At 36.3% G+C, this 24,514-nt stretch carries 23 protein-coding genes; 14 read left to right on the top strand and 9 right to left on the bottom strand.

The features are described 5' to 3' along the window. Positions 1–138: 138 nt before the first annotated feature. Complete coding sequence (locus A994_RS01535; protein WP_004029495.1) at positions 139–867, top strand: tRNA (adenine-N1)-methyltransferase; 729 nt, start codon at positions 139–141, stop codon at positions 865–867. A 184-nt stretch (positions 868–1,051) separates the two neighbouring features. Further along, a complete protein-coding gene (pyrB, locus tag A994_RS01530; RefSeq protein ID WP_004029494.1) occupies positions 1,052–1,966 on the top strand; it encodes an aspartate carbamoyltransferase in 915 nt (304 codons plus the stop codon). 139 nt (positions 1,967–2,105) lie between these two features. On the opposite strand, the gene A994_RS01525 is transcribed toward pyrB, so the two are convergent. Beyond that, positions 2,106–3,254: an orc1/cdc6 family replication initiation protein gene (locus A994_RS01525; RefSeq protein ID WP_004029493.1), complete on the bottom strand. Its 1,149-nt coding sequence runs from the start codon at positions 3,252–3,254 to the stop codon at positions 2,106–2,108. Positions 3,255–5,171: 1,917 nt separating this feature from the next. Here A994_RS01525 and A994_RS01520 point away from each other — a divergent pair. The 3 genes from A994_RS01520 to A994_RS01510 all read left to right on the top strand — a co-directional run bounded on the left by A994_RS01520 (position 5,172) and on the right by A994_RS01510 (position 7,998). Beyond that, positions 5,172–6,278 (top strand): cobalamin biosynthesis protein, encoded by a 1,107-nt coding sequence (locus tag A994_RS01520; protein ID WP_004029492.1) that lies wholly within the window; start codon positions 5,172–5,174, stop codon positions 6,276–6,278. 262 nt (positions 6,279–6,540) lie between these two features. After that, on the top strand, positions 6,541–7,545 hold the full coding sequence (locus A994_RS01515; RefSeq protein WP_004029491.1) for a cobalt-precorrin 5A hydrolase: 1,005 nt from the start codon (positions 6,541–6,543) through the stop codon (positions 7,543–7,545). Between the two features lie 198 nt (positions 7,546–7,743). Then, a complete protein-coding gene (locus tag A994_RS01510) occupies positions 7,744–7,998 on the top strand; it encodes a UPF0147 family protein (protein WP_004029490.1) in 255 nt (84 codons plus the stop codon). A 371-nt stretch (positions 7,999–8,369) separates the two neighbouring features. On the opposite strand, the gene A994_RS01505 is transcribed toward A994_RS01510, so the two are convergent. The 3 genes from A994_RS01505 to A994_RS01495 all read right to left on the bottom strand — a co-directional run bounded on the left by A994_RS01505 (position 8,370) and on the right by A994_RS01495 (position 11,138). Further along, on the bottom strand, positions 8,370–8,942 hold the full coding sequence (locus A994_RS01505; protein WP_004029489.1) for a class II aldolase/adducin family protein: 573 nt from the start codon (positions 8,940–8,942) through the stop codon (positions 8,370–8,372). 165 nt (positions 8,943–9,107) lie between these two features. Next, positions 9,108–10,574, bottom strand: a complete 1,467-nt coding sequence (locus tag A994_RS01500; RefSeq protein ID WP_004029488.1) for a DNA-directed DNA polymerase II small subunit — start codon at positions 10,572–10,574, stop codon at positions 9,108–9,110. 156 nt (positions 10,575–10,730) lie between these two features. Next, a complete protein-coding gene (locus tag A994_RS01495) occupies positions 10,731–11,138 on the bottom strand; it encodes a hypothetical protein (protein WP_237739674.1) in 408 nt (135 codons plus the stop codon). Between the two features lie 628 nt (positions 11,139–11,766). Between A994_RS01495 and A994_RS01490 the strand changes: the two genes are divergently transcribed. From A994_RS01490 to A994_RS01480, 3 genes are all read left to right on the top strand, one after another. Further along, positions 11,767–12,276, top strand: coding sequence for a hypothetical protein (locus tag A994_RS01490; protein ID WP_004029486.1), 510 nt, complete (start codon positions 11,767–11,769; stop codon positions 12,274–12,276). Positions 12,277–12,339: 63 nt separating this feature from the next. After that, positions 12,340–13,401: a precorrin-3B C(17)-methyltransferase gene (gene cobJ, locus A994_RS01485; protein WP_004029485.1), complete on the top strand. Its 1,062-nt coding sequence runs from the start codon at positions 12,340–12,342 to the stop codon at positions 13,399–13,401. A 232-nt stretch (positions 13,402–13,633) separates the two neighbouring features. Then, entirely contained in the window at positions 13,634–13,987 is a 354-nt protein-coding gene (locus tag A994_RS01480) for a DUF488 domain-containing protein (protein ID WP_004029484.1), read from the top strand. Positions 13,988–14,463: 476 nt separating this feature from the next. On the opposite strand, the gene dapF is transcribed toward A994_RS01480, so the two are convergent. From dapF to A994_RS01465, 3 genes are all read right to left on the bottom strand, one after another. Continuing rightward, on the bottom strand, positions 14,464–15,336 hold the full coding sequence (gene dapF, locus A994_RS01475) for a diaminopimelate epimerase (RefSeq protein WP_004029483.1): 873 nt from the start codon (positions 15,334–15,336) through the stop codon (positions 14,464–14,466). Continuing rightward, positions 15,333–16,619, bottom strand: coding sequence for a diaminopimelate decarboxylase (gene lysA, locus A994_RS01470; RefSeq protein ID WP_004029482.1), 1,287 nt, complete (start codon positions 16,617–16,619; stop codon positions 15,333–15,335). The genes dapF and lysA overlap by 4 nt, the downstream gene beginning before the upstream one ends. 161 nt (positions 16,620–16,780) lie before the next feature. Beyond that, positions 16,781–17,959 carry an acetylornithine transaminase gene (locus tag A994_RS01465; RefSeq protein WP_004029481.1) on the bottom strand — a complete coding sequence of 393 codons (1,179 nt, stop codon included), beginning with the start codon at positions 17,957–17,959 and terminating at the stop codon, positions 16,781–16,783. A 273-nt stretch (positions 17,960–18,232) separates the two neighbouring features. On the opposite strand from A994_RS01465, the gene A994_RS01460 reads away from it, so the two are divergent. The 3 genes from A994_RS01460 to A994_RS01450 all read left to right on the top strand — a co-directional run bounded on the left by A994_RS01460 (position 18,233) and on the right by A994_RS01450 (position 19,593). Beyond that, positions 18,233–18,571 (top strand): hypothetical protein, encoded by a 339-nt coding sequence (locus tag A994_RS01460; RefSeq protein WP_004029480.1) that lies wholly within the window; start codon positions 18,233–18,235, stop codon positions 18,569–18,571. A 125-nt stretch (positions 18,572–18,696) separates the two neighbouring features. Next, complete coding sequence (locus A994_RS01455; protein ID WP_004029479.1) at positions 18,697–19,122, top strand: peptidylprolyl isomerase; 426 nt, start codon at positions 18,697–18,699, stop codon at positions 19,120–19,122. Between the two features lie 177 nt (positions 19,123–19,299). Next, the gene (locus A994_RS01450; protein ID WP_157787244.1) at positions 19,300–19,593 is read left to right on the top strand and encodes a hypothetical protein; all 294 of its coding nucleotides are present in this window, start codon (positions 19,300–19,302) and stop codon (positions 19,591–19,593) included. Positions 19,594–19,737: 144 nt separating this feature from the next. Here the strand turns inward: A994_RS01450 and A994_RS01445 are convergent, their stop codons facing one another. Both A994_RS01445 and A994_RS01440 read right to left on the bottom strand, forming a co-directional pair. Then, positions 19,738–20,256 carry a GAF domain-containing protein gene (locus A994_RS01445; RefSeq protein ID WP_004029477.1) on the bottom strand — a complete coding sequence of 173 codons (519 nt, stop codon included), beginning with the start codon at positions 20,254–20,256 and terminating at the stop codon, positions 19,738–19,740. A gap of 111 nt (positions 20,257–20,367) precedes the next feature. Further along, a complete protein-coding gene (locus A994_RS01440) occupies positions 20,368–20,970 on the bottom strand; it encodes a hypothetical protein (protein WP_004029476.1) in 603 nt (200 codons plus the stop codon). A 374-nt stretch (positions 20,971–21,344) separates the two neighbouring features. On the opposite strand from A994_RS01440, the gene A994_RS01435 reads away from it, so the two are divergent. The 3 genes from A994_RS01435 (at position 21,345) to A994_RS01425 (ending at position 24,434) form a co-directional block, all read left to right on the top strand. Next, a complete protein-coding gene (locus tag A994_RS01435) occupies positions 21,345–23,018 on the top strand; it encodes a lipocalin-like domain-containing protein (protein WP_004029475.1) in 1,674 nt (557 codons plus the stop codon). A 211-nt stretch (positions 23,019–23,229) separates the two neighbouring features. Next, positions 23,230–24,105, top strand: coding sequence for a hypothetical protein (locus A994_RS01430; RefSeq protein WP_004029474.1), 876 nt, complete (start codon positions 23,230–23,232; stop codon positions 24,103–24,105). Positions 24,106–24,254: 149 nt separating this feature from the next. Further along, a complete protein-coding gene (locus tag A994_RS01425) occupies positions 24,255–24,434 on the top strand; it encodes a hypothetical protein (RefSeq protein ID WP_048203993.1) in 180 nt (59 codons plus the stop codon). Positions 24,435–24,514 lie beyond the last annotated feature (80 nt).

Genomic DNA, 24,514 nt, shown 5'->3' with positions numbered 1-24,514 from the left:
TTGACCCTTTAAATTGAAGAGTAATAATAGAATTATATGAGATAAGTATTCTAATGATAACTGATTAAAAATCAGAAAATTACTAAGAAATTATGGAATATCCGAATTTATAATTAAGTTAACTGGAGATCACAAGAAATGAAGATTCTGATAAATGAGAAGGGTAAAAAATTTGTGGCTGGTGCCGATGATCTGCACACAGACCATGGTTACATTAAAAAGGAAGAAATAACCAGTAGCAAGTCAGGAGACATTTTAAAAACCCATCTCGGCAGAGAATTTCGTGTTTTAGAAGCTAACATCAATGACTACATTGAACTCATGGACCGCAGGTGCTCCATTATTCTCTCCAAGGATCTGGGTGTTATGGCTGCTTACACTGGACTGGGTTGCGGTCAACGTGTTGTGGAAGCAGGAACTGGCGCAGGCGCAGCTACCATATTCATGGCAAACATAGTGGGAGAAACCGGCCATGTTTACTCCTATGAATTACGGGAAGATTTCTCACAAATAGCAGATAAAAATGTGAAGGGATTCGGACTGGAGAACGTGACATTGAAATGCCAGGACGTGGCAGAAGGTATAGATGAAGAAGATGTGGACCTGGTATTCCTGGATCTACCAAAACCATGGGACGTGGTGGAAAACGCCCGTGACTGCCTTAAATCTGGAGGATACTTGGCTGCATACACACCCTACATTGATCAGGTTAAACTCCTCACCAGAATCCTGAAAAAACGGGAATTTTCAGATTTAAAGAGTTTAGAATGCCTTGTACGTGAAATTGAAGTTAAAGATAAGGGTGTGCGTCCAAAAACCAGAATGACTGGTCATACAGGATATTTAACCTTTGGAAGGAAAGTTTAGTATCCTAATTAAAATAGTATAAATAAAAATTTTAATATTCCAAAATTTATTTTTATTTAAAAAAACTAAAATCTAAAAATTAAAAAAATAGAAATATTATTAATAAATAAATATCATTAAAAATATAGTTCGATTGATGGTTTTAAAGGAATGATTAGTACTTAAACAGTGAATGGTGAAGACCATGGGTTTCAATCTGAAAAATATAATTTCAATTAAGGATTTTAGTAAGCAAGATATTGAATACATCCTAAAATTAGCCGAGGAAATGGAACCCATAGCCAGGTCACAGGAAAAATCCAGTACTCTATCTGGATCTATTTTGGGAATGTTATTTTACGAAGCTTCCACCCGTACTCGTCTTTCATTCGAAACCGCAATGAAACGATTGGGTGGTAGTACTGTTGGTTTCGCTGAGGCTGGAAGCAGTTCAGTCACCAAGGGTGAAAATTTAACAGACACGGTTCGTGTTGTGGGCGAATACACTGATGCCATGGTTATCCGCCATAATATGGAAGGCACTGCCAGGTACGTTGCAGAAATGGTGGATGTTCCAGTGATTAACGCTGGTGATGGGGCAGGACAGCACCCCACCCAGACACTCCTGGACCTGTACACCATGAAACGTATCTTGGGTGATATTGAAGAGTTACACGTGGCACTGGTGGGTGATCTGAAGTATGGCAGAACAGTGCACTCTCTTTCTTATGCACTGGCCATGTTTGGTGCCAAAATGAGCTTTGTATCACCACCCGAGCTTAAAATGCCCAGGGAAACCCTCCATGATCTTGCAGCTGCAGGAGTAAGTGTGCATGAAACAGAAGATATTAAAGACGTCCTGGACTATGCTAATGTTTTATATGTGACCAGAATACAAAAAGAAAGATTCCCAGACCCACAGGAATATTTAAAGATCAAAGGAGCTTACACTATTGATTCAAAACTTCTAAAAGGAAGTGAGGCAATAGTAATGCACCCATTACCGAGGATAGATGAAATATCCCATGATGTGGATAACACTCCCTATGGAAAATATTTCCAACAAGCATTTTACGGAGTTCCAGTTAGAATGGCTATTTTAGAATCACTTCTAATATAATTTGGTCCTGAAAATGATTTAATCAAATGTAAAAATGATTAATGGATGAAAAATTAATAGATGAAAATGATTTAATGGAAAATAATTTTTAAAATAAAAAAAGAATTTTAGAATAAAAAAGAGTAGATTCGAGTGGTATTTAACCACTCCACATTGCATCTTCCAAGAGTTCCATTTCACACTGCAGGGTGATCAGGTTTGTTCTTCCTTTACCCCTACCTCGAGATACTGTTTTTGTAGATATAAGTCCTAACATTTCTAATTCATTGATAAAATCAAAAATACGCCTGTATGAAACAGAATCTCCCTTGGTTATGTCTTTGTAAACATCATAAAGTCTTCCAGAAGTTATTTCTTCTTTGCGTTTGGTTAAAAATATCAGTGACTCCAGAACCTTCTGTTGCTGGCTGGGAAGGGTCATTACAATATCAGTGACTTTGTTATGTTCAATTTGATCCTTAGCTTCTCGGACATATTTCTCATAAACCATTTCCGTGCCTTTTTCATCAGCTAATTCACCAGAAGTCCGCAGTAGATCCAATGCGTACCGGGCATCACCTTCCTCCTTGGCGGCTAATGCAGCACAAAGAGGTATTACTTCATCATGAAGTACTCCATCATTGAAAGACAATTTAGAACGTTCCTGTAAGATGTCTACCAATTGTTGGGCATTGTATGGGGGGAAAACTATCTCACGGTCACGGAGACTGCTACGTACTCTGGGTTTTATAAACTGTTTGAAGTCCACAAAGTTACTGATGGATGCTATTGAAACATTTTCAGTTCGAGTAAGAGTGTAAAGTAGACCATCACCATCATTTTTCAGTAGAATATCAATTTCATCCAGGATTATGATTAAAATTAAATCACTACCAAAAACATTTTTCTTGAAAAGGTTACGAAATGCATTGATAACTTCTGCCTTGGTCCAACCCCTGTAAGGAACATCCTGACCCATCTGCTGACATAAACGAGCAATAACCTGGTATTCTGTGGTGAAATCAGTGCATCGAATATATTCCACCCGAACATTCACATTTTTTTCCTTGGAAATTTGATCCAGTTGTTTCTTGGCAAATTTGGCCACTGCAGTTTTACCAGTACCAGTTTTACCATAAACGGTGACATCAGGAGGAGTTACATTCTTTAATGACTCAACCCAGTACTTCGCCACGGATTTAATTTGATCTGAACGGTGGGGTAGATTATCAGGTAAAAATCTATGATCTAAAAACTTTTTACATTTAAATACTGAATTTTTGTCGCCCAATTCCTCAAAAATATTCATAAATATCACTTCTTATAATAAAAATACATCATTATACTTTAAACTTAAATAAAATCATCCAAGATGATGGTTAATGTTTGAAATTCATAGATTATGATTCATAGATTATGATCGAGTTAAAAAAGATCATTGCCCCCTGAAGTTTGATTAAAGATATTTAAAGTGGATTAAAGATTTCTAATTGATTAAAGATGCATGATGTCATATAATATATTCTTGTTAGTAGGTTATTTGCGATTTAACCGTTGATGTTAATTTATAATGATTAACATTAGATGCCATTGTAATTATCTTTATAATTTGGTGATATCAACCTATATCCGATTAAACTAAATTTAATTTGAATATTGAGTACTAACTGGAAATTTGATTTATGAATTGATTATTCTTTAACCTTAATTCTTCATCAGAAGGAGTGAAATAAAATTTCAGGTCCTGAATTAAAGGTGAAATCGATTAAACAGGGATCAATTTCAAGTGTAAAATTACAACATTGACGAAGTTAAGGTGCATTTCAAGTGTAAGTAGCTAATCCTATATTAAAGGTTATGGTGAGGGGTGCATTTCAAGTGTAAAAAAAATGAAAAAATAACGAAAAAAAATGAAGAGGTCCATTTCAAGTGTAAGTAACCAATTTCAATTTTGACATTTATGGTGAGGGGTGCATTTCAAGTGTAAAAAATTGAAAAAAAATAATGATCATACAAAGATATAGAAAGAGAGATCAATTTCAAGTGTAAAAAAAATGTGTATAAAATGAATAATATAATATTAAAATAAAAAAAATATATTAATCATACTTTTTTACCTTTATGAAAAATTTATAAAAATAAAAATTAAAAATAATTAAAAAAGATACAATAAAGACACAGAACTCATTGTTTGAATTTTAATTAGTTTAAAAAGTTAAAATAATTATTTATTTTTCTTTTTACACTTATTTCCATCTTATTTTCATTTTTAAGTAAATTATATCAAAAAATAACTAAAATTTAAACCATTTTTTTATCTCAAATTAAATTTTAAACATTTTAAACAAATAAATTAAACAAATAATTCTATTTAATATTATTATCATTTCAGTAGTTAGAGTTTATATTTTTTATTACTTTTTTTCTTATTTAATAAATCCTAAAGCTTTTTTTTAAAAAAATAGTTCAAACTATCTATTAATTTGTTTTTTCAAGTTATAATGATTTTTATTTTTTCTTGTTTTATTCATTATTATTATTTTATATTTTTTTCATATTATTTTTTAATTTTACAGTTGAAATTGATCTCTCACATTCTCAATTATTCACTTTACTTGAACGTTAATTACAACATGATAATCCATCTGGATAATACACTTGCAATTGATGTTTCACTTATTTGAAAAAAAATAATATCATGTACTTACACTTGAAGTTGATCTCATACTATTTTTTTAAAATTTAAACCATATATCTCAAAAAAGTTACACTTGAAACTGATGTCTTACTCCCTTTTTATCTGATTTTTTTGATGAAAATTATTCTATTTATCAAAATGTTAACTTTCACTATCTTTTATTTATGGATCCTGATTATTTTGATTTTTTCAGGTTGTTACTGGAAAAATTTTACACTTGAAATGGGTGTCTTACTCATAGTTTCATAACAACATCTGAAACAAATTCAACTATTAACTTGGTAAAATATGATAATTCATGGAAATATTCAGGTATTAGTGTAATCCTTATAAAATTAAAATAATTCATTGAAAATAGCTTGAATTAAATGGTTTCATTAAATAGTTTTAATGTTACATTTTTATTTCATAATTAATCTAAAATAATTGATCTAAATTATAAATCATGTTTTACTTTAATCAGTTTAAGCGATAAATAAGCAATATTAAATTAATTCTTCCTGTCATTTAATTTAATGAGGATAAGTTATGCAACAGATAGAACTACTTACAATTGAACTCTTAATAGTCATAGTCGCAGCTGTTTCAATTGATTTAATTTTAGGTGAGCTCCCCTCACGGCTTCATCCTGTAGTCTGGATGGGCAAATCTATAGAAAAACTTAAGAGTCTGTTTTTAACAACATCTAAAACTAAAAATCGGCTTTCTGGTTTGATAATGACCATGTTAATCATAATTATGTTTACTGCACTTTTTTCTGTTATTCTGTATATCTCCTCATTCAATTACATTTTCTATCTACTGGTGGCTTCCATTATTCTTTCCACAACATTTGCAATCAGATCTCTGGTGAATTTTGTTAAAAACGTGTATGTGGACATTAATGAAGATTTAGAAAAAGGTAAAAAATCTGTTTCATTATTAGTTAGTAGAAATACTTCTAATTTATCTTCTGAGAATGTTGTATCTGCAGCTATTGAAACTCTCACTGAAAACATCACTGATTCTGTTGTTAGTCCCCTTTTTTACATATTCATTTTTGGTTTTATGGGAAATATTTTATTATATTTAATCCATCCTTCTGTAACCATTAATCCCATTTTAATTAACCATACTTCTTTCCAAGGTCCACTTTCGAACTTTTTAAGTGTAAGTGGAATAAGTTATTCATGGTATCAATTCCCAATTTACCTGGTAGTATTTGCTGGTGTGTCATACAGGGTAGTGAACACCTTAGATGCAATGGTAGGTTATAAGAATCCGGAAAACATTGATATCGGATGGTTTCCTGCCCGTTTAGATGATATTCTTAATTACATTCCCGCCCGTCTAACTGGATTTTTAGTGGTTTTGGCCTCTATTTTTGCTGGTTTTGATTATAAATCTTCATGGAAGGTTATGTTAAGTGATGCGCGTAGTACTCCCAGCCCCAACTCTGGTTATTCAATGGCAGCAGCTGCTGGATCTCTTGGTATTCAATTAATTAAACCCGGGGTTTACAAGTTAGGTTATCCTAAAAATGAATTAAAGCCTGGAATGATAAAAAGAGCCATTAAATTAAGCATAATTACTGTTACTCTATTTTTAATGATTATAATTTTAATTCTAATTTCCACATTTCTATTTTTCCATTGATCTTTAAATGATTCTGACAAGAAGCAATAATGACAAATAATAAATTAAATCAAATAAAATTCTAAATACTATTACTAAAACGAATACCAAATATTCTTAAAAAAGTTAAAAAAAAGAATTATAATTCAGAGAAAAGTTTATCTAAGAATTTCACAGCCATTATTCCCATATTCAAGCTACTATTGGTATATTCAAACCTATTCCCATATTCAAACTATTGTTATATTCAAACCATTATTCTCTTATTCAAAAAGGTGATTTCATGAGATTTGCAATTATAAGCGTGACTAATCAAGGGCAAAAAATTGCCAGTGACATGGCATTGGTTTTAAAGAATGATCCCACTGTAATTACAGTTGATTTGTTCCATAAAAACGTTAAAGAAACTCTGAAAAAATCTTTTAATGACTATGATTGCTGGGTTGCTATAATGGCCACTGGAATAATGGTCAGACTTACATGTCCCCTATTAAAATCAAAATTAAATGACCCTGCAGTACTGGTGGTTGATGAAAATAAGAAACATGTTATCAGTTTAATATCAGGTCATTTGGGTGGCGCCAATCAATTTTCAATTAAAATAGCAGGTGTTATTGGTGCTGTTCCAGTTATAACTACAGCTACAGATTTGAAATGCAGAATGGGTGTTGATGCACTGGCAAACCAATACTGGTTAGATATTCACCAAGCTGATCTTATCAAAGAGGTGAACCAGTTAATTGCTGAAGATGGTAAGGTTGATCTATACTTGCCTTCACGATTTAAATTTTTAGAGAATCATCCTTACATAAAAAATTCTTATAATATTCACATTTGGGATAAATCTTTTATTCGAGCTTCTTTACCTCGTAAAAAATCCAATAATGAGTTAGATCTATATCCTAAAAGAATTGTGGCTGGTTTAGGCAGTAAAAAGGGAGTAACAGGTGAAAAAGTGTTTTTTGCCATCCGATCTGCTCTTCAACATCTTCACTTACCATTTGAGAGGTTGGATGCTTTGGCAACGGCTGATGTAAAACAATATGAGAAAGGTATTATTGATACTGCTTCTAAATCTGGATTAAATCTTGAAATAGTATCTTTAAACGAAATAGCTGAATTTAATCATGATGATTGTAGTCATTCGCCTCTAGTGCAGCGTGAATTTGGGGTGCAGGGAGTTTGTGAACCGGTGTCTCTCATTAAAGCCGGTATAAAATCACGTCTTATTCTGAAAAAGACTGCATACGATGGAGTTACAGTTGCAATTGCTGTTTCAATTGATTAAGCAAGGTATATATTTATTATTATATTTCATTCACGTTTTTAAATTATTTAACGTCTCTAAAGACTTTTTAAATGATTATATGTCCCTTTTTAAAAATTCTAACCAAAACCTTTTTAAAGCTCAAGATATAAACAAACTTGGATAAGGCTTTTTATGAATTACCATCTTAAGCACAATTAACTCAATGGAGGCATTATTATGGGTACAGAAGCATTTGAACGTTGTAATCAGATTTTAAAACATATTATGGGGGACACAAGTGTTCCACGGAATATCAGGAGGGCCGCTGAGGAATCTAAGAATTTATTATCTAAAGATGATGATGAACCTACAGTCAGAGCCAGTACTGTCATATCCATTTTAGATGAGATAAGCAACGATCCAAACATCCCAATACATGCAAGAACCCTTATTTGGAATGTTCTAAGTGAACTAGAATCCGTTCGCGAATAAAATTAAATAAAAACTAATTTTTTTGGATGGTTGTCGTTTTTTCAACTTCCATGAACCTGTTTTTAACTTGTTTTTGTCAGAAAAATTATTTTTAAGACAATTAATCAAACAAGTAGAGATCTTTAAGACAATTTAAGGTCAAAGTGACAATCTGAGTCAGAAACTATTAAATGAAATTTACAAAAAAGATAAATTAACCAAATTATTTATCTTCTTTTTGTAGTTTTCCACTTTTTCTATTTTATCTTCTTTTTTACATTAATTTTAACATGTTAAATATAAAATAACTCATAGAAACAATAATTCATTAAAAATAGATATAATAAAAAATTAGATCCATTAACAAATAATTTAATTATGAAAATAACAATTTAAAATTCCATATTACTCAAAACTCGAGCTACAAACTGAGTTTTCGCGGTTTCTTCCACGAATTCTGCTAGAAGAGCAGCTTCAGAAAGGTTTTCTCCTGTAGCCACCACTCCATGATTTTCCAGAATTACCACATCCTCTTTTTTAAGACCTTCACCAACCAGTTGGGCTAGTTTCACAGTTCCTGGCTGAGCATAATCGACCATTTTTAAAAAAGGGTTGTTTCGTTCACCAAAACCTTCTAATCTTTCAATTTTCTTTCCGGACATTGCAAAACCAGTTGCGTATGATGAATGGGTGTGAACGATTCCATTAACATCTTTATTTTTATAAACTTCCAGGTGAAGCATAAGTTCTGATGATGGATTTTTACCAGTCAATATTTTTCCATCCATATTCACCATGACTATCTCATCTTCGGAAACATGTCCTAATGAAACGCCGCTGGGAGTTATAGCTACAATATCATGGAATTTGGCACTTATATTCCCAGATTTCCCTGGTGCTAATCCTTTACTGTAAAGATAATGGGCAATTTCACATATCTCCGTGGTTAATGGGCTTTGCTTCATTTACTAATACTCCTTGTTACTTTCCGGTTATCTTACCCTGTGGTTAATTTGAAATACAAGTGGTTAAATTTAAATCCGGTTGTTAAATTTGAATCAAGTGGTTAAATTTGAATCATTCATCAATCATAATATTACATTCATCATATTGAACCTGCTTAATCCTGATTAACTGAAATCAAGCATTTTAAAACTACCGTTATTGATCACAGGCACCTGGGCCGGGGTGGGTATGATGTTGTAGATCTTCTGGAACTCGGTCTGGGACTGGAATGTTCCACTATTAATGAGGTGAACTCCTTTGTATCTCCTGTAACTGTTTATATGCACGTGCCCAGTATGGAAAACATCGGGAATTTCTTCAATAACCAGATGATCCTCAATTTCAGATGCAAGAGGTGTTCGTTCACCATAAATTGGGGCTAAATGTCGTTTTTCCAGGAGTTCTTTCATAATGAGATCCGATTGCTGGTGACTCATTCCCTTCACTGTCATGGCCATATCATCAAAGCTACGACCATGGTAAATTAGCACTTTAATCCCGTCAAGGCTTACCAGAGCAGGATTACTCACAAATTCCAGGTTCTTGAGATCGTAAAGGCCTTTAGCATAATCTTCAGGAATGGCTGGTTGTGGCTCTGCCAGTCGACTTGCATCGTGGTTTCCAGGGGCTATAATAACTTTCACGTGACTTATATCGCCGAATAATCTTGCTGCTTCTTCATACTGTTGGTGAATGTCTTTTATGGTGAGTTCTTTATCCTGGTGGGGGTAAACTCCAATTCCATCCACGATATCACCGGCCACCACCACATATTTCACGTTGTTGGCAATTTCCCGTTGTTCTTCATCCCCGAAATCTCCGTTGATCCAGTGAATGAATCGCTCGAACTCGTCATTGAGGAAAGTGGAACTTCCAATGTGAATGTCACTCAAAAAAACAGTGGCAAAGTCCATGGGTTTTTCATCAATGCGCGGTACACCTGGACTTATCAGCTCACTGGCCATAATCAGGGTACCCTTTCTGCTACCTATAATACCAATTACTTCATCTTTGACTACTTTTTCTGCCTGCTGGAAGACTTCATGGTTTTCATTGTGGATTAAAACAGTAGCACTTCCAGTTTCATCCTCTATTTCAATGAGTTTATGGTTATTTTTGGTGTAACGTATATCGCTAACCATGCCCACGATTTTCACCACATCATCGAGGCTTGTGGCTTCTTTAATAGGGTAACTGTCTTTAAGTTCTCTCTTGTAAGTTAACAGTTCCCTGAGTTTGTGGTATCTGCTTTTGAAGTAACTTGAAAGGTCTTTAATCTCCCCATTGGTGTAAGACTTGCGACTTGCATCTTTAAGGATTTGAAAATCAAAATCCTGTGGAACCAGTTTCATCTGGGGCATTTTATTATTATTCACAGAGCTTGAACCCAGTAAATTTTCATTTGATTGGCCCAAGTATTCATCAACCCATGCACCAGTGAGAACCATCATTTCCTGGGGTGAAATGGTCAGGTGCTTGATCATGGAATCCACCAAATGAGAAGAATCATTATAATCTTTTATTTTATTGTAAGCGGATTCATCGAGAAGTATTTCCGCATCTGCGAATTTTAATATAATGTCATCAGTCATAGGGCACTCCAGGAATTATTGTTAGAAATATTAACAGTTTTTTAGATATTATTTGCCTTTTATACTTAGAATTCCTTTTATACTTGGAATTTAATTAATTCATGAAATAATCGCCAATAAAATTTCATCTAATCCACTTTATTTAGTTATATTTTATCATTGTCTTAGATATAAATCAACTTTTTGACTCAACTTTCTGAATTTATTCCTGAAATTTTCAAGTTCATCAATGGATTTTTCAAATTTCTCCTGACCTTCCACTTTAGAACCCTCCTTGGATAAAATAATGTATTCAGAATTTAGAACCAGGACATCTTGAAGGATTATCAATGTTTTCATGATTTCCAGTTGGAGTGACTTGCATTTTGAGGGTGGTTTCAAGGCCTCATATTTGAAGAATATATCTTCCAGGTTTTTCCTGATTTTGTCAACATTATTACTGGCGTCGTCAAAGCTGATTTCACCCTTACCTTCGCTGTTAAAAATTTCCCTTACTAAAAGTAGTTGAATTCCACTTTCCTTTAAACAATTCTTGCTTTTTTTTAAGAACTGTTTTTTAGTCATACCAAACATTAATTACCATCCTGATTGAGTTAAATCCTCATAAAGTGAATTATTAATGAATTTTTATATGTTATAATTAATTAGACTTTATTACAACTTGAACATGGTAATTTTATCCTATGATTTTATTATCCTTGATTTCATATCTGGTAAAATGCCAGGATTTTCTTCAAACAGTACTAAACATGCAATACAAATAGTGAAATATATTTAAAGTGGATTATAAGTGCTTACACTAATTTATCAGTGTTTACATTGTTGTTTTTGTTTTCACTAATTTATCTGTGTTTATCTGGATTTATCCTTCAACGTAATGAGTTATCTGTATCAATATTGATAGACTAATTTTGATAAAAAGTTCCAGTCAAAACATTTAATATAAATGGTTAGTTAGACTGATAAATATCAATAGTTTTGATCATTATGAGATATGTTATATCTTAAATTTAAAATTAATCAAAATCCTCAAATTACCTTTAAAATTCCATATTAAATTTAATTAATAAACTAAATTAAGGAAACTATTAAAATCTAATTTAAAGTCATGAATAGAATCATTTGAATCTAATATTTAATTTAATTTATGAATCCTACATAAATGAATTTACCCACAATTTAAGGTGATATTTTGTCCCGAGCTGTTAAGATAATCTTATTTCTAATCTTCTTTGCCGTGTTCTTTGAGGCAGGCCTATTTGCATCCTATACCATTGTAACCCAACAACCACCAAACCCTGCTGATTTGATTGAAATGCAGATCAATGGTGTAAGTTCTCTTCTTAATCTGGGTCCAAAGATTGCCACCCAAAAGAATCTGAATATCCTTAATAAGAATGAGGTGGTGGATGTCCTGAAAGCCAAAACCGGCGTTGATGGTATCAATCTGCAGAGTCTCACTGCTCAAACATACCAGAGTACTACTGATAAATCTATCAACTTAAACATCACTGCCATGGGTTATAAGGACTCACAGAGTGGTGGAACCGTAGGAAATTCATCTGGTGGAGCTATTACGATCAAATCCAATCAAACTTACAGTATAACTGCCACTGGCACGGGTACATCAAAAACTGGTGGTGTTCAGATTGATACGAACTCCATTGTTATAACTTCCACTCGTGTGCTGTACAACTCATGAGTGCAATTAATTTCTTTATTTCTTTTGTGTACGGTGAAATTTCTTTTATGTAACGGTGAAAATATGATTAAAATTGTTGGCATAGGTCCCCGCAGGGAAGACATGACTTTAAGGGCTTTAAAGGCATTGGAAGAGTCAGAGGTTGTAATTGGATATGGGGGATACACCCGCCAGATTAAGGATCTCCTGGAAGGTAAGCAGATCATATCCAAAGGAATGGGTCAGGAAGTGGACCGTGCAGAATTAGCCATTGATTATTCTAAAAAAGGGTTTAAGGTGGCGGTTATAAGCAGCGGAGATCCTGGTGTTTATGGAATGGCCAATGTAATTCATCAGGTCATGGGAAAGTACTCTGGGGTGGAAGTGGAAGTAATCCCGGGAGTCACTGCGGTTAACTATTCTGCTGCCCTACTAGGTGCACCTTTACATGATTTTGCAGTTATAAGTCTCAGTGACATACTCACACCACTATCTGAGATTAAAAGAAAGGTAACTGCTGCTGTGGAGGCAGATTTCATCATTGCCTTTTACAACCCACGGAGTAAACGAAGGACCGAACCTTTGAATGAAGCTTTAAAAATAATTCGCAAGGTTAGAAAACCCCAAACTCCGGTGGGGATAGTTAAAACTGGTGGTAATGGTTCTGAAGTTCGAATTGTTCCCCTTGACAAGCTGGATGAAGAATCAGTGGATATGAACACCACCCTCTTGGTGGGTAACACCTTCACCTATGTGGATGATGGTAAAATGGTGACTCCCCGTGGATACATTCTACCCTATTCAACTCATCCTCTGGCAGATGAATTCTACCAGAAATATCTATCTGGAGAATGTAATGAAGGGTCAAACACAGCATGTGAATATTATCCCTGTCACAGCCATCCTCAAAATTGCACATTCTGTTACTGTCCCTTTTATCCTTGCGGAGACTCATCTACCGGGGGTCACTGGATAAAAGAGAAGAAAGTGTGGAGTTGTGATGAGTGCACTTGGATACACCAGGATGATACTGTTGAGTGCATACAGGGTAAGTTACCTAAACTCCTGGAAAAAGTGGAAGACCTTCAAGATAAGAAAAAGGAACTTCTTAAATTAAGGAGAGAATGTGTATATTCAACAAAATAAACATGGCTTCTACTGATTATTGTGATGGTTAATTGCAGTTGAAAAATTGTTGCTTTGAAAAATTGTTGCTATTTCAAATTAAATACAACTTTTTTGAAATAAAATACAATACGAAGAATACATTATGAAAATATTTCAAAAGAATGATAATTAAATAACTTTTTGGTGGGGTCAAGCAATTTTCCCATAGTATAATGTACCATGTCCAACATACTAACATTAGTGATATAAAATGATTCGAATAAAAAGAGCCTACCAGTCACCTGCACAGAAGGATGGTTACCGGATTATGGTTGATCGGGTATGGCCACGTGGAGTATCTAAACAAAGATTAAAAATGGATGTATGGCTGAAAGACATAGCACCTAGCCATGACCTGCGCAGATGGCTGTCGCAGAATTCTCAGAAATGGGATGAATTCAAGACTAAATACAGAGAAGAGTTGCATGATAAAGTTGAATTTTTGAATCAAATACTGGACCTGGAGAAGGAGAAAGAAACTGTTACCTTGGTTTATACTTCTGGTAATACCGAGCATAATAGTGCAGTGGTTTTGAAAGAAGTTCTGGATGAGTTAAAGGCATAATTCATCCAATAACTTAAATTATACAATTTAAATTGAATATAGTTTAATTAAATATAGTTAAATCCAATATAGTTAAATCCCTTAATATCGTGACTTATTAACCATGCAAATTTAAAAAAAACCCTGGGTCCTGTTTTATTTAGGAATATTATTTGATTTTTAGGAAATTTTTAGGAATATACAGTATTTTAGGATATTCTGCTTTTGTAACAATTTTTATAAGATATTTTTATAAAAAATGCGTCAATATTCCTGGTTTTTTTAATAATTGGAGTAGAAAATCTCATTTATGTACTGGAATCACTATTTTGGCCTAAACATTTCCATTTAAGCCAATATTCCATTAAACCAATATCAAATTTCATAGAATTTCATCAAATTTTCATGGAAAATGAGATTCAAGGAAAAATAGGAAAAGAAAATAGGAAAATATTGAAAATAAATAAGGGATAATCAGGTTTAAAAGGGTAGAAGGGTTATAAATCCAGTTCCATTATCCCTTCAAAGACACTAACTGCATCTCCTTCCATGAACGCACCTAAATTTCCATCTTTCTCGTACACGGTTATCTGTAGATCCCCTCCAGGTAAGTGTACCAGAACGTCTTTCTGGAGTAGTCCCAACTTGTATCCGGCAATAACTGTACTGGTTGCTCCAGTGCCACAGGCCATGGTGAAACCAGCACCACGTTCCCAGGTTAGCATCTCCACTTCCTGGGGACTGACCACACCCACGAAATGCACATTGGTCCGCTCTGGGAATGCCTCATGGTTTTCAATGAGAGGGCCCAGATGGTCCAGGGCCACTTCTTTCAGGTTATCATTGAAGATAATAGCATGTGGGTTGCCCACACTGATGGCGGTAAGGTTCATGGGTTCACCATCAACCATCAACTCCTGATCAATGAATTCCTCTTCTTCACTGTCCATGGGTACTTCACTGGTTTTGAAGGTTGCAGTGCCCATGTCAACACGGATAGATTTTACAGTGCCATTTTCAACGTACAATGTAAGTTCTTTGGTTCCGCCCAGTGTTTCCACAGTCATCTTCTTCTGCTTGACGACATCATTCTCATAAACGTACTTACCAAAGCATCGGATTCCATTACCGCACATCTGGGCTTCACTACCGTCACTGTTGAATATGCGGAAGCGGATATCTGCTTCTACAGATGGAGAAACAAATATAACTCCATCTGCTCCTACTGAGAATCCTCTGGTACAAAGTTCGGCTGCAATTTCTGATTTTTTATCTTCTGGGATAAGTTCTTCTGTGGATTCATCAATTACCACGTAATCATTTCCCAGTCCATGCATTTTATGAAATAATAAAATAATTCGTTCACTCATTTTAAAAGCCTCATGGGAATATTCTGTTTGCTGAAAAGATCAGCAAAGGTTTCCCTTTCCCTAATAATATCTACTTCACCATCACACACCATGACTTCGGCTGGTAATGGTCTGGAATTGTACTGGCTGGCCATACTGAAAGCGTATGCCCCTGCGTTCATTATAGCCAGAATATCACCTTCTTTGATTTCTGGAAGTGGCCTGTCCCTGGCGAAAAGGTCTCCAGATTCACATACATTTCCTGCTACATCAATATTCTCGGTAGCTTCTGCTTCAGGTTTATCAGCCACCAGGATGTGGTGGTAGGAACCGTACATGGTAGGCCGCAGTAATGTATTGAATCCAGCGTTAACCCCTATAAATTTTCGGTAACTCTGTTTAACAGTATTAACAGTGGTTAATAGGTATGATGCATCTCCCACAATGTAACGGCCGGGTTCTATACACATGGTTGGATTGTTCATGCCGTGCTCTTTGAGTTTGTCCTTGTAGAGTCCTACAATTTCAGCAGCGAATTTTTCAATATCCAGTAATCCCTCCTCAGGGGTGTAAGGTATTCCAAGCCCACCACCGAAATCTATGAACTCGAAGGTAACACCAGCTTCCTTGTGCACTCGACCAGCTACATCCATCAGTACCTGTACTGCCAGTTTAAATGGTTCTGGATCCAGGATACCTGAACCAATGTGGGTGTGGATACCCACTGGCTGGAAACCGAGTTCCTTTGCTTTTTGGTAAACCTCTACTGCTTCGTGTTCCATTATTCCGAACTTTGATAGCTCTCCACCGGTTATGCAGTGGTCGTGGTGACCGGCACCCACCATGGGGTTTACACGGAATGATATTTTAGTACCCTTTGCTCCAGGAAGCTCTGCCAGGCGTTCCAACATGGAAACACTGTCCAAATTCATGCGTACACCTGCATCTAGGGCGAATTGCAGTTCCTCGGTGGTTACATTGTTACCAGTATACAGGATCCTTTCTGGTTCAAAACCTGCCAGTAATGCAGTGTAGATTTCTCCAGGTGAAACAGCGTCAATACAGCTTCCTTCCTGTTCCAAGATCTTCATCATAGCCAGACTGGTGTTGGCTTTGGCTGCGTAGAATATTTTAAAGTCTGCGTATTCATTACTGAATGCCTGGTATACTCTCTGGTAATTGTCACGCACTCTCATTTCATCAGTAACGTAAAGTGGTGTTCCGTATTCCTGGGCAAGTTCCAGGGCATCGGCACCACCAATGTCAAGGTTGCCTTTTTCATTAGTCTTGAAGTGTAATTTCATAAATGATCCTCCGAAAAGAAGTAAACATTAAATGTATCAATTTATGTTCATATAACGATTACTATTCCTGTGGTATTAATTGTGGAAAAAAGTAACCTGTGGAAAAGTAAGCACTTCAGTTAAAAAAATTGGATGAGATTATTGATCTGGAAATGAGATTATCAGTCGGATAATCTTCGTAAAACTTCATCCAGACAATCAGTCACGTCGTTGATCTGTTCCTGGTTGATTACCAGTGGGGGAACGAACCTCAGCACTTTTTCCGCAGTACAATTCACCAAAACTCCCTGCTGCCGCATTTCATCAACCATATGGCCACAGGGGACGTCCATTTCCATTCCCAGCATCATTCCCACACCACGCACATCTTCCACCAGTCCGTGCTCCAGGAATAATTCTTTCAACTGATTCTTGAAGTACTCACCATTTTCACGAGACTTTACCAGGAGTCCTTCTTCTCGAATGGTCTGCACCGATGCTAATGCTGCGGCACAGGCCAGTGGCCCTCCACCAAATGTGGCTGCGTGGTCACCGGGTTCGAATGCATTTCCCACCTCTGCACTGGCCATCACTGCTCCCATGGGGAATCCTCCAGCTATGGCTTTTGCCAGGGCGGTGATGTCTGGGGCGACCTTGAATGTCTGTGAGGCAAACATCTCACCGGTACGTCCAAAACCAGTTTGCACCTCATCAAATATGAGTAAAACATCATTTTCATGACATACTTTCTTCAACTCATCCAAGTATCCTTCTGGCGGTATTATTATCCCACCTTCACCCTGAACTGGTTCCACCAGCACAGCAGCAGTTTCATCACTGATAGCTTCACTCACTGCTTCCACATTACCATAAGGAACGTGTTTAAAACCAGGGGTAAGTGGTCCGAAGCCCTTCTTATATTTATGCTGGCCAGTGGCAGTGATGGTGGTTATGGTTCGCCCATGGAAGCTGTTTTCCATGGCTATGATTTCACCCTTACCAGTGTACTTGCGGGCCAGTTTAATGGCTCCCTCATTGGCCTCTGCTCCACTGTTACAGAAGAATGCCTTCTGGTGGGGTGAAACCTCAACCAGAAGTTCTGCCAGGCGTACCTGCTCTTCGGTATAGTAAAGATTGGATGTATGGATTAATTTATGAGCCTGCTTACTGATGGCTTCAGCTACTCTGGGGTGAGCATGTCCCACGTTGTTTACTGCAATCCCTGCCACACAGTCAATATAGGCACGTCCTTCCACATCCCATACCACAGCACCCTTACCCTCTTTGAGGGCTATTGGCTGTCGACCATAGGTTTGCATAACATATTCCTTGTCCTGAGCCATTATCTCCTCTGTATTCATATCATCACCTTTGTAAATGTAATTAAAATCATTATCATGTCTCCTAAAATTTAATCTCCCCTAAACAAGTTTACATTTAGGTTTTATTTTAAGCGATATAATGAATTATGTTTACAGACATTATAAGCATTATCCATGCTCTGACTAGGGAAATGATTAAATATGGTTAAAAACACACCGATTGGATATAATTGATCAGGGAATTTAATTAACATCTGGATGAAATTATATAGACTTACACTGTGAAAGTTAGTGTTGGGAAGGAAAACTCTTATGAACATTCAAAAAGCAATTTTATACATTGGATCTGTAATTTTATTGATTATCGGGGCCTATACCTTTTACATGGGACAGACATCCCAGGGAGTAATCTGGTTCGTTTTAGGAGTGATCTTCCTTTCAATCTCTCCCCAGCTGGGACGCCCAATTAAGGCCGTAAAAATGAGGAAAATAATTATCATACTATGTGCCCTCATATTACTTGGAATTGGAGGGTACACCTTATATTTGGGAGAATTTTTAGCAGGAGCAGCATGGATAATTGCAGGAATTATGAGTCTTCTGATTTCATTCATGCTGGTGGGTAAAAATTCAGTTTTGGACCCGCAGTAACTTTTTAAATTTTATTTAGATTCCATAATTTCCCTTTCCATTTAATTACCTGAATAATCTTGTGATTCCTTTTTTTATTAAACATTTATTAACAGGGAAATAGTGAACTTTTCATAGTGATTCTTATGAAAAAAGCAATTATTGAAACTGATAAAGGAAACATTGAACTAACCCTTTTTGAAAAGGAAGCCCCTAACACCGTGGCTAACTTTGAAAAACTGGCCAACAGTGGATTCTATAATGGATTAACCTTCCACCGTGTTATCCCTGACTTTGTAATCCAGGGTGGATGTCCAAAGGGTAATGGAACTGGTGGACCAGGTTACACTATAAAATGTGAGATAAACGAGCATAAACACGGAACTGGTGCCCTTTCAATGGCTCACGCTGGTAAAGATACTGGTGGCAGTCAGTTTTTCATCACCCACTCTCCACAACCACACCTGGATGGTGTTCACACAGTCTTTGGTAAAGTAGTTAAGGGAATGGAAGTTGTTAACGCCATTAAACCCGGCGATGTGATGAATAAGGTAACAGTTTCCGATGAATAATTCTCAAAATTTTACTTTTTTTTTATTTTGCAGAGGATAATGACCAATATATAATTACATTTTTTAAAGAATTCCGTATTTGAAAAATCTTCAGGTATAAAAAAATCATACAATAAGCTCTATTTTTTCTCCCAGTTAATAAGAAAACTACATATATAAGGGTAGATATAGTCTAGTTTGATGAAAAAGGAAGCCATAAATTATCTGGAAGGCTATGCCAACATCATCATCTACATAGTGATAATCATAGGCACCCTGCTGGTTGCCAATCTTTTATGGGCCTGGCCAAGCTACACACCACAAGTCATAATCTCTATAATGTGTCTTCTGGTAATATTTGATATTTTCAAACAGGCATTAATGGATCCCTTCAAAGGAAAAAAGATAAAAAAGATTATGCTGATTTTAATAGTAGCTCTCGTAATTATAGGAATAATAGTACTGTATATTAAAGGATGGACTTTATTTTAAGGATTTAAATAAAAATCAATTCATAAAATTTGCTATTTTTAAAAAAATATTTACTTTCTTAGGTTATTCTCTAATTCCATTGATATTTATTTAAACTTTATTCTTTAGAAGTCTTAGAAACAGTCAAATAAGTCTTTTAATTTTTTAATATAGTATCTTTTTAAGGACTAAACCATATACTTCTGCTATTTCAAGGGCTATATGTAGATGCTGGTCATTGTAATCTTCATCTGGGTTTCCAACCACAATCTGGCCCAGAATATCTCCATCAAATTTCACAGGGACCGATAAAAATTGATTTACTGGTTCATGACCTGGGGGTAGACCATGGGCAGCAGGATGCCTGGTCACATCATGAACATACAATGATTTACCAGTGTCCAGGGAGTAACCCAGAAGTCCACCGTAACTTCCGTCTTTTCGTACCTTGAAACGGGCCTCACCCATATCCTCATACATCTGACACTCTTCAGTCAGGTGAGAAAAAGAAATCCCTACACTGTCTTTGTTTTCAGGGTCTACAAAGGCTACATAACAGCTTTTACTTTTAAGAAGCCCAGTAATTTCTCCGAAAACCACGTCTGAAATTTCTTTGAGATTGGAATCAGGTAACATATCCAGAATTTTTGTTCTGGAAGCATTCAAATCCTCCTCACTAACCATGTGATTCTCTTCAATCCCTTGAATAGCTGTTCCCCCTTTAAATAGAGTTACTGGTTACATATACTTTAGAATGAGGTTTATAAATAATTAACCAATTAAAGTATTAACCAATTAAAGTGAATTTTCCTTTCCTGTGACTTTAAGTAGCACACCAAAAACAGATTCCAAAGGCACTATCTGGTTATCATCAATTTCAACGTACCAGAAGTTACCTTCGTGGAAAATTTTCTTCACCACAGCCTTCTGGAAAGGGAAACCTGCAACCAGGGCATAAGCACCCAAAATAGTGCTCTCGACAGTTTTATCTGGTATTAAAATAGTATCACCCTTCAGTACCTTTCGAGGGTTTATTTTAATTATTGACTGGTTGTGTGAACTTAAATTGGGGTTTTGTTTGGCATCAATATTTAGTACAATAATTTTCTCGCCTTGTTCACCGTCCTGCTTTTTAATCTTCTTTTTAAGTATCCTCATCTGCAGTGCTTCAATTTCAACAGGATTAACCCCATTTTCATTTAATTTAACTGTTATTGCTTTATCTATTACTTCAGAAATTACTTTTCCGGCGTGAATTTCCCTGCAACGTGAATTTTTGCTGGTGCTGTGCATGGGACACTTCCAGCAGTATTTATCCTCCAGGATATTCATGATATCCTGATAAACAGTTCCAGTTTGTCGTTGAAATTCATCCAACCTTTCCTGCAGTTTTCCCATAAATAAAACCTCATTTAATAACAGCTTATTTTGGTATTATTATTTAAAATCATTAAAAATCTTTGTTTATTTATCTAAGGGTATTCATATCTTTTTTTATCTATCCTGTAACTGTATGTGTCCTTTAATTAACTATGTAATTTCATGGTAATTAGAATAATCTTGTAATCTTCATTCATAAAATAGAATTATTCATCCAAGGATTATTCATCCAAGAAGAATTGATCCAAGATGTTCAATGATAATCCGGATAACTGATACTGGATAACTGCCATAATCTAATTAATCAGGGAAACGAATAGAATTTTAGTATAATAACATGGATACCTAATTGCGGATACCTATTATACCTAGTTGAGGGGAGAAGTTTTAAAATGCCAAAAGATGCACTCAATGATTTAGATGAGTTAGAAAAACAAAACATAGCCCTGGCTCTGTGGATGAAAGAATTCAAGGCCAAAAAAATCCCTAAAAATATAAGGACCAAAATTTTGGCCAAAAATAACAGTCCTGAGGCATTTGGGGAGAGGATGCGGCATCGCATTCAGGATCTTTTGGATAATCCAGACTCATTCACCCCCTGCTACAGGAAACGCTACGAAAAACTACTGGAACAGTGTGATTCATTGACATCCATCCAGGCCTATGCATTGAATCACCTGCTGGGTTTGGATAGTAGCAGAGGGTATCAGAATATTCCTGATGAATCTAACCTTGAGTTTCCCAGGGATTTCGCCCCTCAACTGGGATACCAGGTGGGATGGCACTTCTTTGTGGGCAACTGCCGCGACACCCGTAGACGGGAATACGGGATACTGGTATCATTCTACCGTTATTCATTATTACCTCCTGCAATGGCACATAGCTTTGGATTGACAGATTGGGAAAATCAGATATTTGAGATGCAACTTGCTGTGGCCAAGGCAGGTGAAGAACACCTTCAGGCACGTCCATTTGCTATTGCTGGGACCACCGGGTTGTTGAATTTCTCCAACAATCCCTTCAATTATCAGGCAGGAAATAACAGGATAATATCTATGGCCGAAGATAAACTTTTCCCACTTCGCGTTCAGGCATGGGGGGTGAACCAGGGTGGTGATGAGGATGTGGAGATGGAAGTGGACCTTGGGTTCTCATCCAACAAGGATTTCCTCCTGCAGGGGAACAAAGGGTGCCTGCCCTGCTGCTGTGACATTGGAACTCTCTACTACTCTGCCACTAACCTTCGCCTCGAACCCGGCAGTCTGCTGAAACTGGATGGGGAGGAGTTAACTCTCACCCAGGGCCAGTTCTGGTTTGACCACCAGTGGGGCAATGCTCTGGAACCTCTGGGGAACAGCCGATGCAAGGTAGTTCGGGCAGCAAGTATGCTCACCGAACCATCCCGTTCCAGGGGATGGGACTGGTTCATGGCCCAGTTTTCTGATGAAAGAGAGATGACTATGTACGCACCCCACACCGATGAAAATTTAGAGTACTACCAGCAAATTGGAGAAGAACCACCTGGTAAAATGACCGTACCGGTTAAAGGACAGTTCATTGATGATGAACACAATGTAGTGGATATGAAGGGAACTTTGAATGTTGATAAATGGGTTAAGAGTGTTAAATCGTCTGACCCTGTAAACTACTTTGTAACCAACACCTGGTACCCGGACCGGTGGCATTTCCAGTTTCTGGATATGGTACCGGAGGATATAAGGGAATTCACCATGACACCAATAGTGGAAGGTGGGCAGACTGGTTACAATGCCAGTGGAGCCCAGTATTCTGAGGGTGGAGTTCATATTAGGAACCTTGAGGGTCGTTTTCTGGGTAAAGGGTTTGCTGAATCAGTGTACTATGCTGATGCATTAAAAAACATGTTCCACCTGGCAGGATTGAAGGATACGCCCAAAATGCGTAAACTCATGGAACCTCCAGAACCATCCTCTCTTTTAAAGCTGAAAAGCTTGTTATACATGGCGTGGCCACCACACCAGAGGAAACTTAAGAAAAAACTGGAGAAATGTCTGGAACAGGGCCTGCCAGCAGATTTCATTGGATGAAAATCATTAATTAATTGAACAAAACCGTACTTTGATAGGTTGTATAAATTTTCAGAGATTACAAATTTGGGGATTACAACTCTTAGGCATTTAAAAAGATTATAACTTTATTTAACTTCAGAATATTATAACTCTATTGAGCATTCAGAAGATTACAGCTTATTAAGTTAAAAAATATGTATTTTAAAAAATTATTAGAGGTTTAGAGTTTTTGACAGATAAAAATAAGTATAAATTGCCTTATATTCGTGTACCGGATGATTGGCAGTTTTTAAGATCTTGGGGACCAGGACCCTTCATCACCAGGGCTATTTTCAAAACCCCTGCCGGTGAAATTGTTTCATGGACTTCCCGTTACCATAGAAAACATCATTTTAACCTTGAAATAAGAAGAGGTTCAACATGGCTTGCTCCTGGGGCTGTTGGGTGGTGGATTGGGGTACTGTTTGCCATTGGTTCGGTTTGTTTTGCGCTGGGATCTGTGCATTCCTATGCCAGTTACGTGGGTGTTTTCACTGATAATCTAACCTATTTTATTGGCTCTATTTTTTTCACCACTGCTGGATTCTTACAGTTTTTGGAAACAGCCAGTGCACCACAGGAAATAGGGGGAATCAAAAGCAAACTCCATTTCATGTTTTTCCAGCCTTCCAGAATTGACTGGTGGTCTGCAGCAATTCAGTCTCTGGGAACCATTTTTTTTAACATAAGCACCTTCGCTGCAATTATCAGCACCTTATCCGCATCTCAAGCAGAATTATTTGTATGGAGTCCGGATCTTTACGGTTCAATCTGTTTCCTGGTTTCCAGTTACCTGATCTATATTGAAATTGGTCATAAGTTCTTTTCAATACACCCGCAGAGTTTATCTTGGTGGATTGTTTTCCTAAACCTGGTGGGGTCAGTGGCCTTTGGAGTATCCGCTGTAGGGGCATTTATTCCTTTACCTACGGATCAACCATTTAATCCATTTTTAATGAACATGGGGACCTTCATCGGGGCGGTGTGTTTCTTTGCTGCTGCAGTTTTGCTACTTCCCGAGCGGACCATTAACCTGAATAAAGTAAAAAATTTATCTCAGAATTAGATACTTGTTGCTAGTCTCAGAATTAGATAACCTGTTGATAGATTAAATGATTCACTGGAATAATTAAATCGGTGTATAATTAAATATTTTATAAACTAAAGAATGAACAATACAAAGAATGAATTTACGTAAATTTTTGGGGTATTTTTATGAACAAGAACTTGAGTAGAATAGCCGTGCTGATGATTTCATTTATTCTGATCATCCTTATTTACCAGATCTTCATTTTGGGGCAGTATTCCACCTACAATTACCTGGCCATAATCGCATTCGTGGTCTTCCTCTTCATCAGCATCTACGACATGAAAAATGCCGATGATGAGGAGTAATGGAACAAGATGTGTAAAGAAACTTTTTCATCACTTACTTTTTCAATTCACTACTATTTTTCATTTGCACATAGTAATTT

This window comes from Methanobacterium formicicum DSM 3637 (assembly GCF_000302455.1).
Lineage (GTDB): Archaea > Methanobacteriota > Methanobacteria > Methanobacteriales > Methanobacteriaceae > Methanobacterium > Methanobacterium formicicum_A.
The sequence above is the reverse complement of the archived record's forward strand: the minus strand, read 5'-3'. Positions and strand labels throughout refer to the sequence as shown.

Bases quoted from the DNA above. Each gene is read 5' to 3' on its own strand.
- A994_RS01535 (WP_004029495.1), top strand. From the start codon at position 139: ATGAAGATTCTGATAAATGAGAAGGGTAAAAAATTTGTGGCTGGTGCC.
- pyrB (WP_004029494.1), top strand. From the start codon at position 1,052: ATGGGTTTCAATCTGAAAAATATAATTTCAATTAAGGATTTTAGTAAG.
- A994_RS01525 (WP_004029493.1), bottom strand. From the start codon at position 3,254: ATGAATATTTTTGAGGAATTGGGCGACAAAAATTCAGTATTTAAATGT.
- A994_RS01520 (WP_004029492.1), top strand. From the start codon at position 5,172: ATGCAACAGATAGAACTACTTACAATTGAACTCTTAATAGTCATAGTC.
- A994_RS01515 (WP_004029491.1), top strand. From the start codon at position 6,541: ATGAGATTTGCAATTATAAGCGTGACTAATCAAGGGCAAAAAATTGCC.
- A994_RS01510 (WP_004029490.1), top strand. From the start codon at position 7,744: ATGGGTACAGAAGCATTTGAACGTTGTAATCAGATTTTAAAACATATT.
- A994_RS01505 (WP_004029489.1), bottom strand. From the start codon at position 8,942: ATGAAGCAAAGCCCATTAACCACGGAGATATGTGAAATTGCCCATTAT.
- A994_RS01500 (WP_004029488.1), bottom strand. From the start codon at position 10,574: ATGACTGATGACATTATATTAAAATTCGCAGATGCGGAAATACTTCTC.
- A994_RS01495 (WP_237739674.1), bottom strand. From the start codon at position 11,138: ATGACTAAAAAACAGTTCTTAAAAAAAAGCAAGAATTGTTTAAAGGAA.
- cobJ (WP_004029485.1), top strand. From the start codon at position 12,340: ATGATTAAAATTGTTGGCATAGGTCCCCGCAGGGAAGACATGACTTTA.
- A994_RS01480 (WP_004029484.1), top strand. From the start codon at position 13,634: ATGATTCGAATAAAAAGAGCCTACCAGTCACCTGCACAGAAGGATGGT.
- dapF (WP_004029483.1), bottom strand. From the start codon at position 15,336: ATGAGTGAACGAATTATTTTATTATTTCATAAAATGCATGGACTGGGA.
- lysA (WP_004029482.1), bottom strand. From the start codon at position 16,619: ATGAAATTACACTTCAAGACTAATGAAAAAGGCAACCTTGACATTGGT.
- A994_RS01465 (WP_004029481.1), bottom strand. From the start codon at position 17,959: ATGAATACAGAGGAGATAATGGCTCAGGACAAGGAATATGTTATGCAA.
- A994_RS01460 (WP_004029480.1), top strand. From the start codon at position 18,233: ATGAACATTCAAAAAGCAATTTTATACATTGGATCTGTAATTTTATTG.
- A994_RS01455 (WP_004029479.1), top strand. From the start codon at position 18,697: ATGAAAAAAGCAATTATTGAAACTGATAAAGGAAACATTGAACTAACC.
- A994_RS01445 (WP_004029477.1), bottom strand. From the start codon at position 20,256: ATGGTTAGTGAGGAGGATTTGAATGCTTCCAGAACAAAAATTCTGGAT.
- A994_RS01440 (WP_004029476.1), bottom strand. From the start codon at position 20,970: ATGGGAAAACTGCAGGAAAGGTTGGATGAATTTCAACGACAAACTGGA.
- A994_RS01435 (WP_004029475.1), top strand. From the start codon at position 21,345: ATGCCAAAAGATGCACTCAATGATTTAGATGAGTTAGAAAAACAAAAC.
- A994_RS01425 (WP_048203993.1), top strand. From the start codon at position 24,255: ATGAACAAGAACTTGAGTAGAATAGCCGTGCTGATGATTTCATTTATT.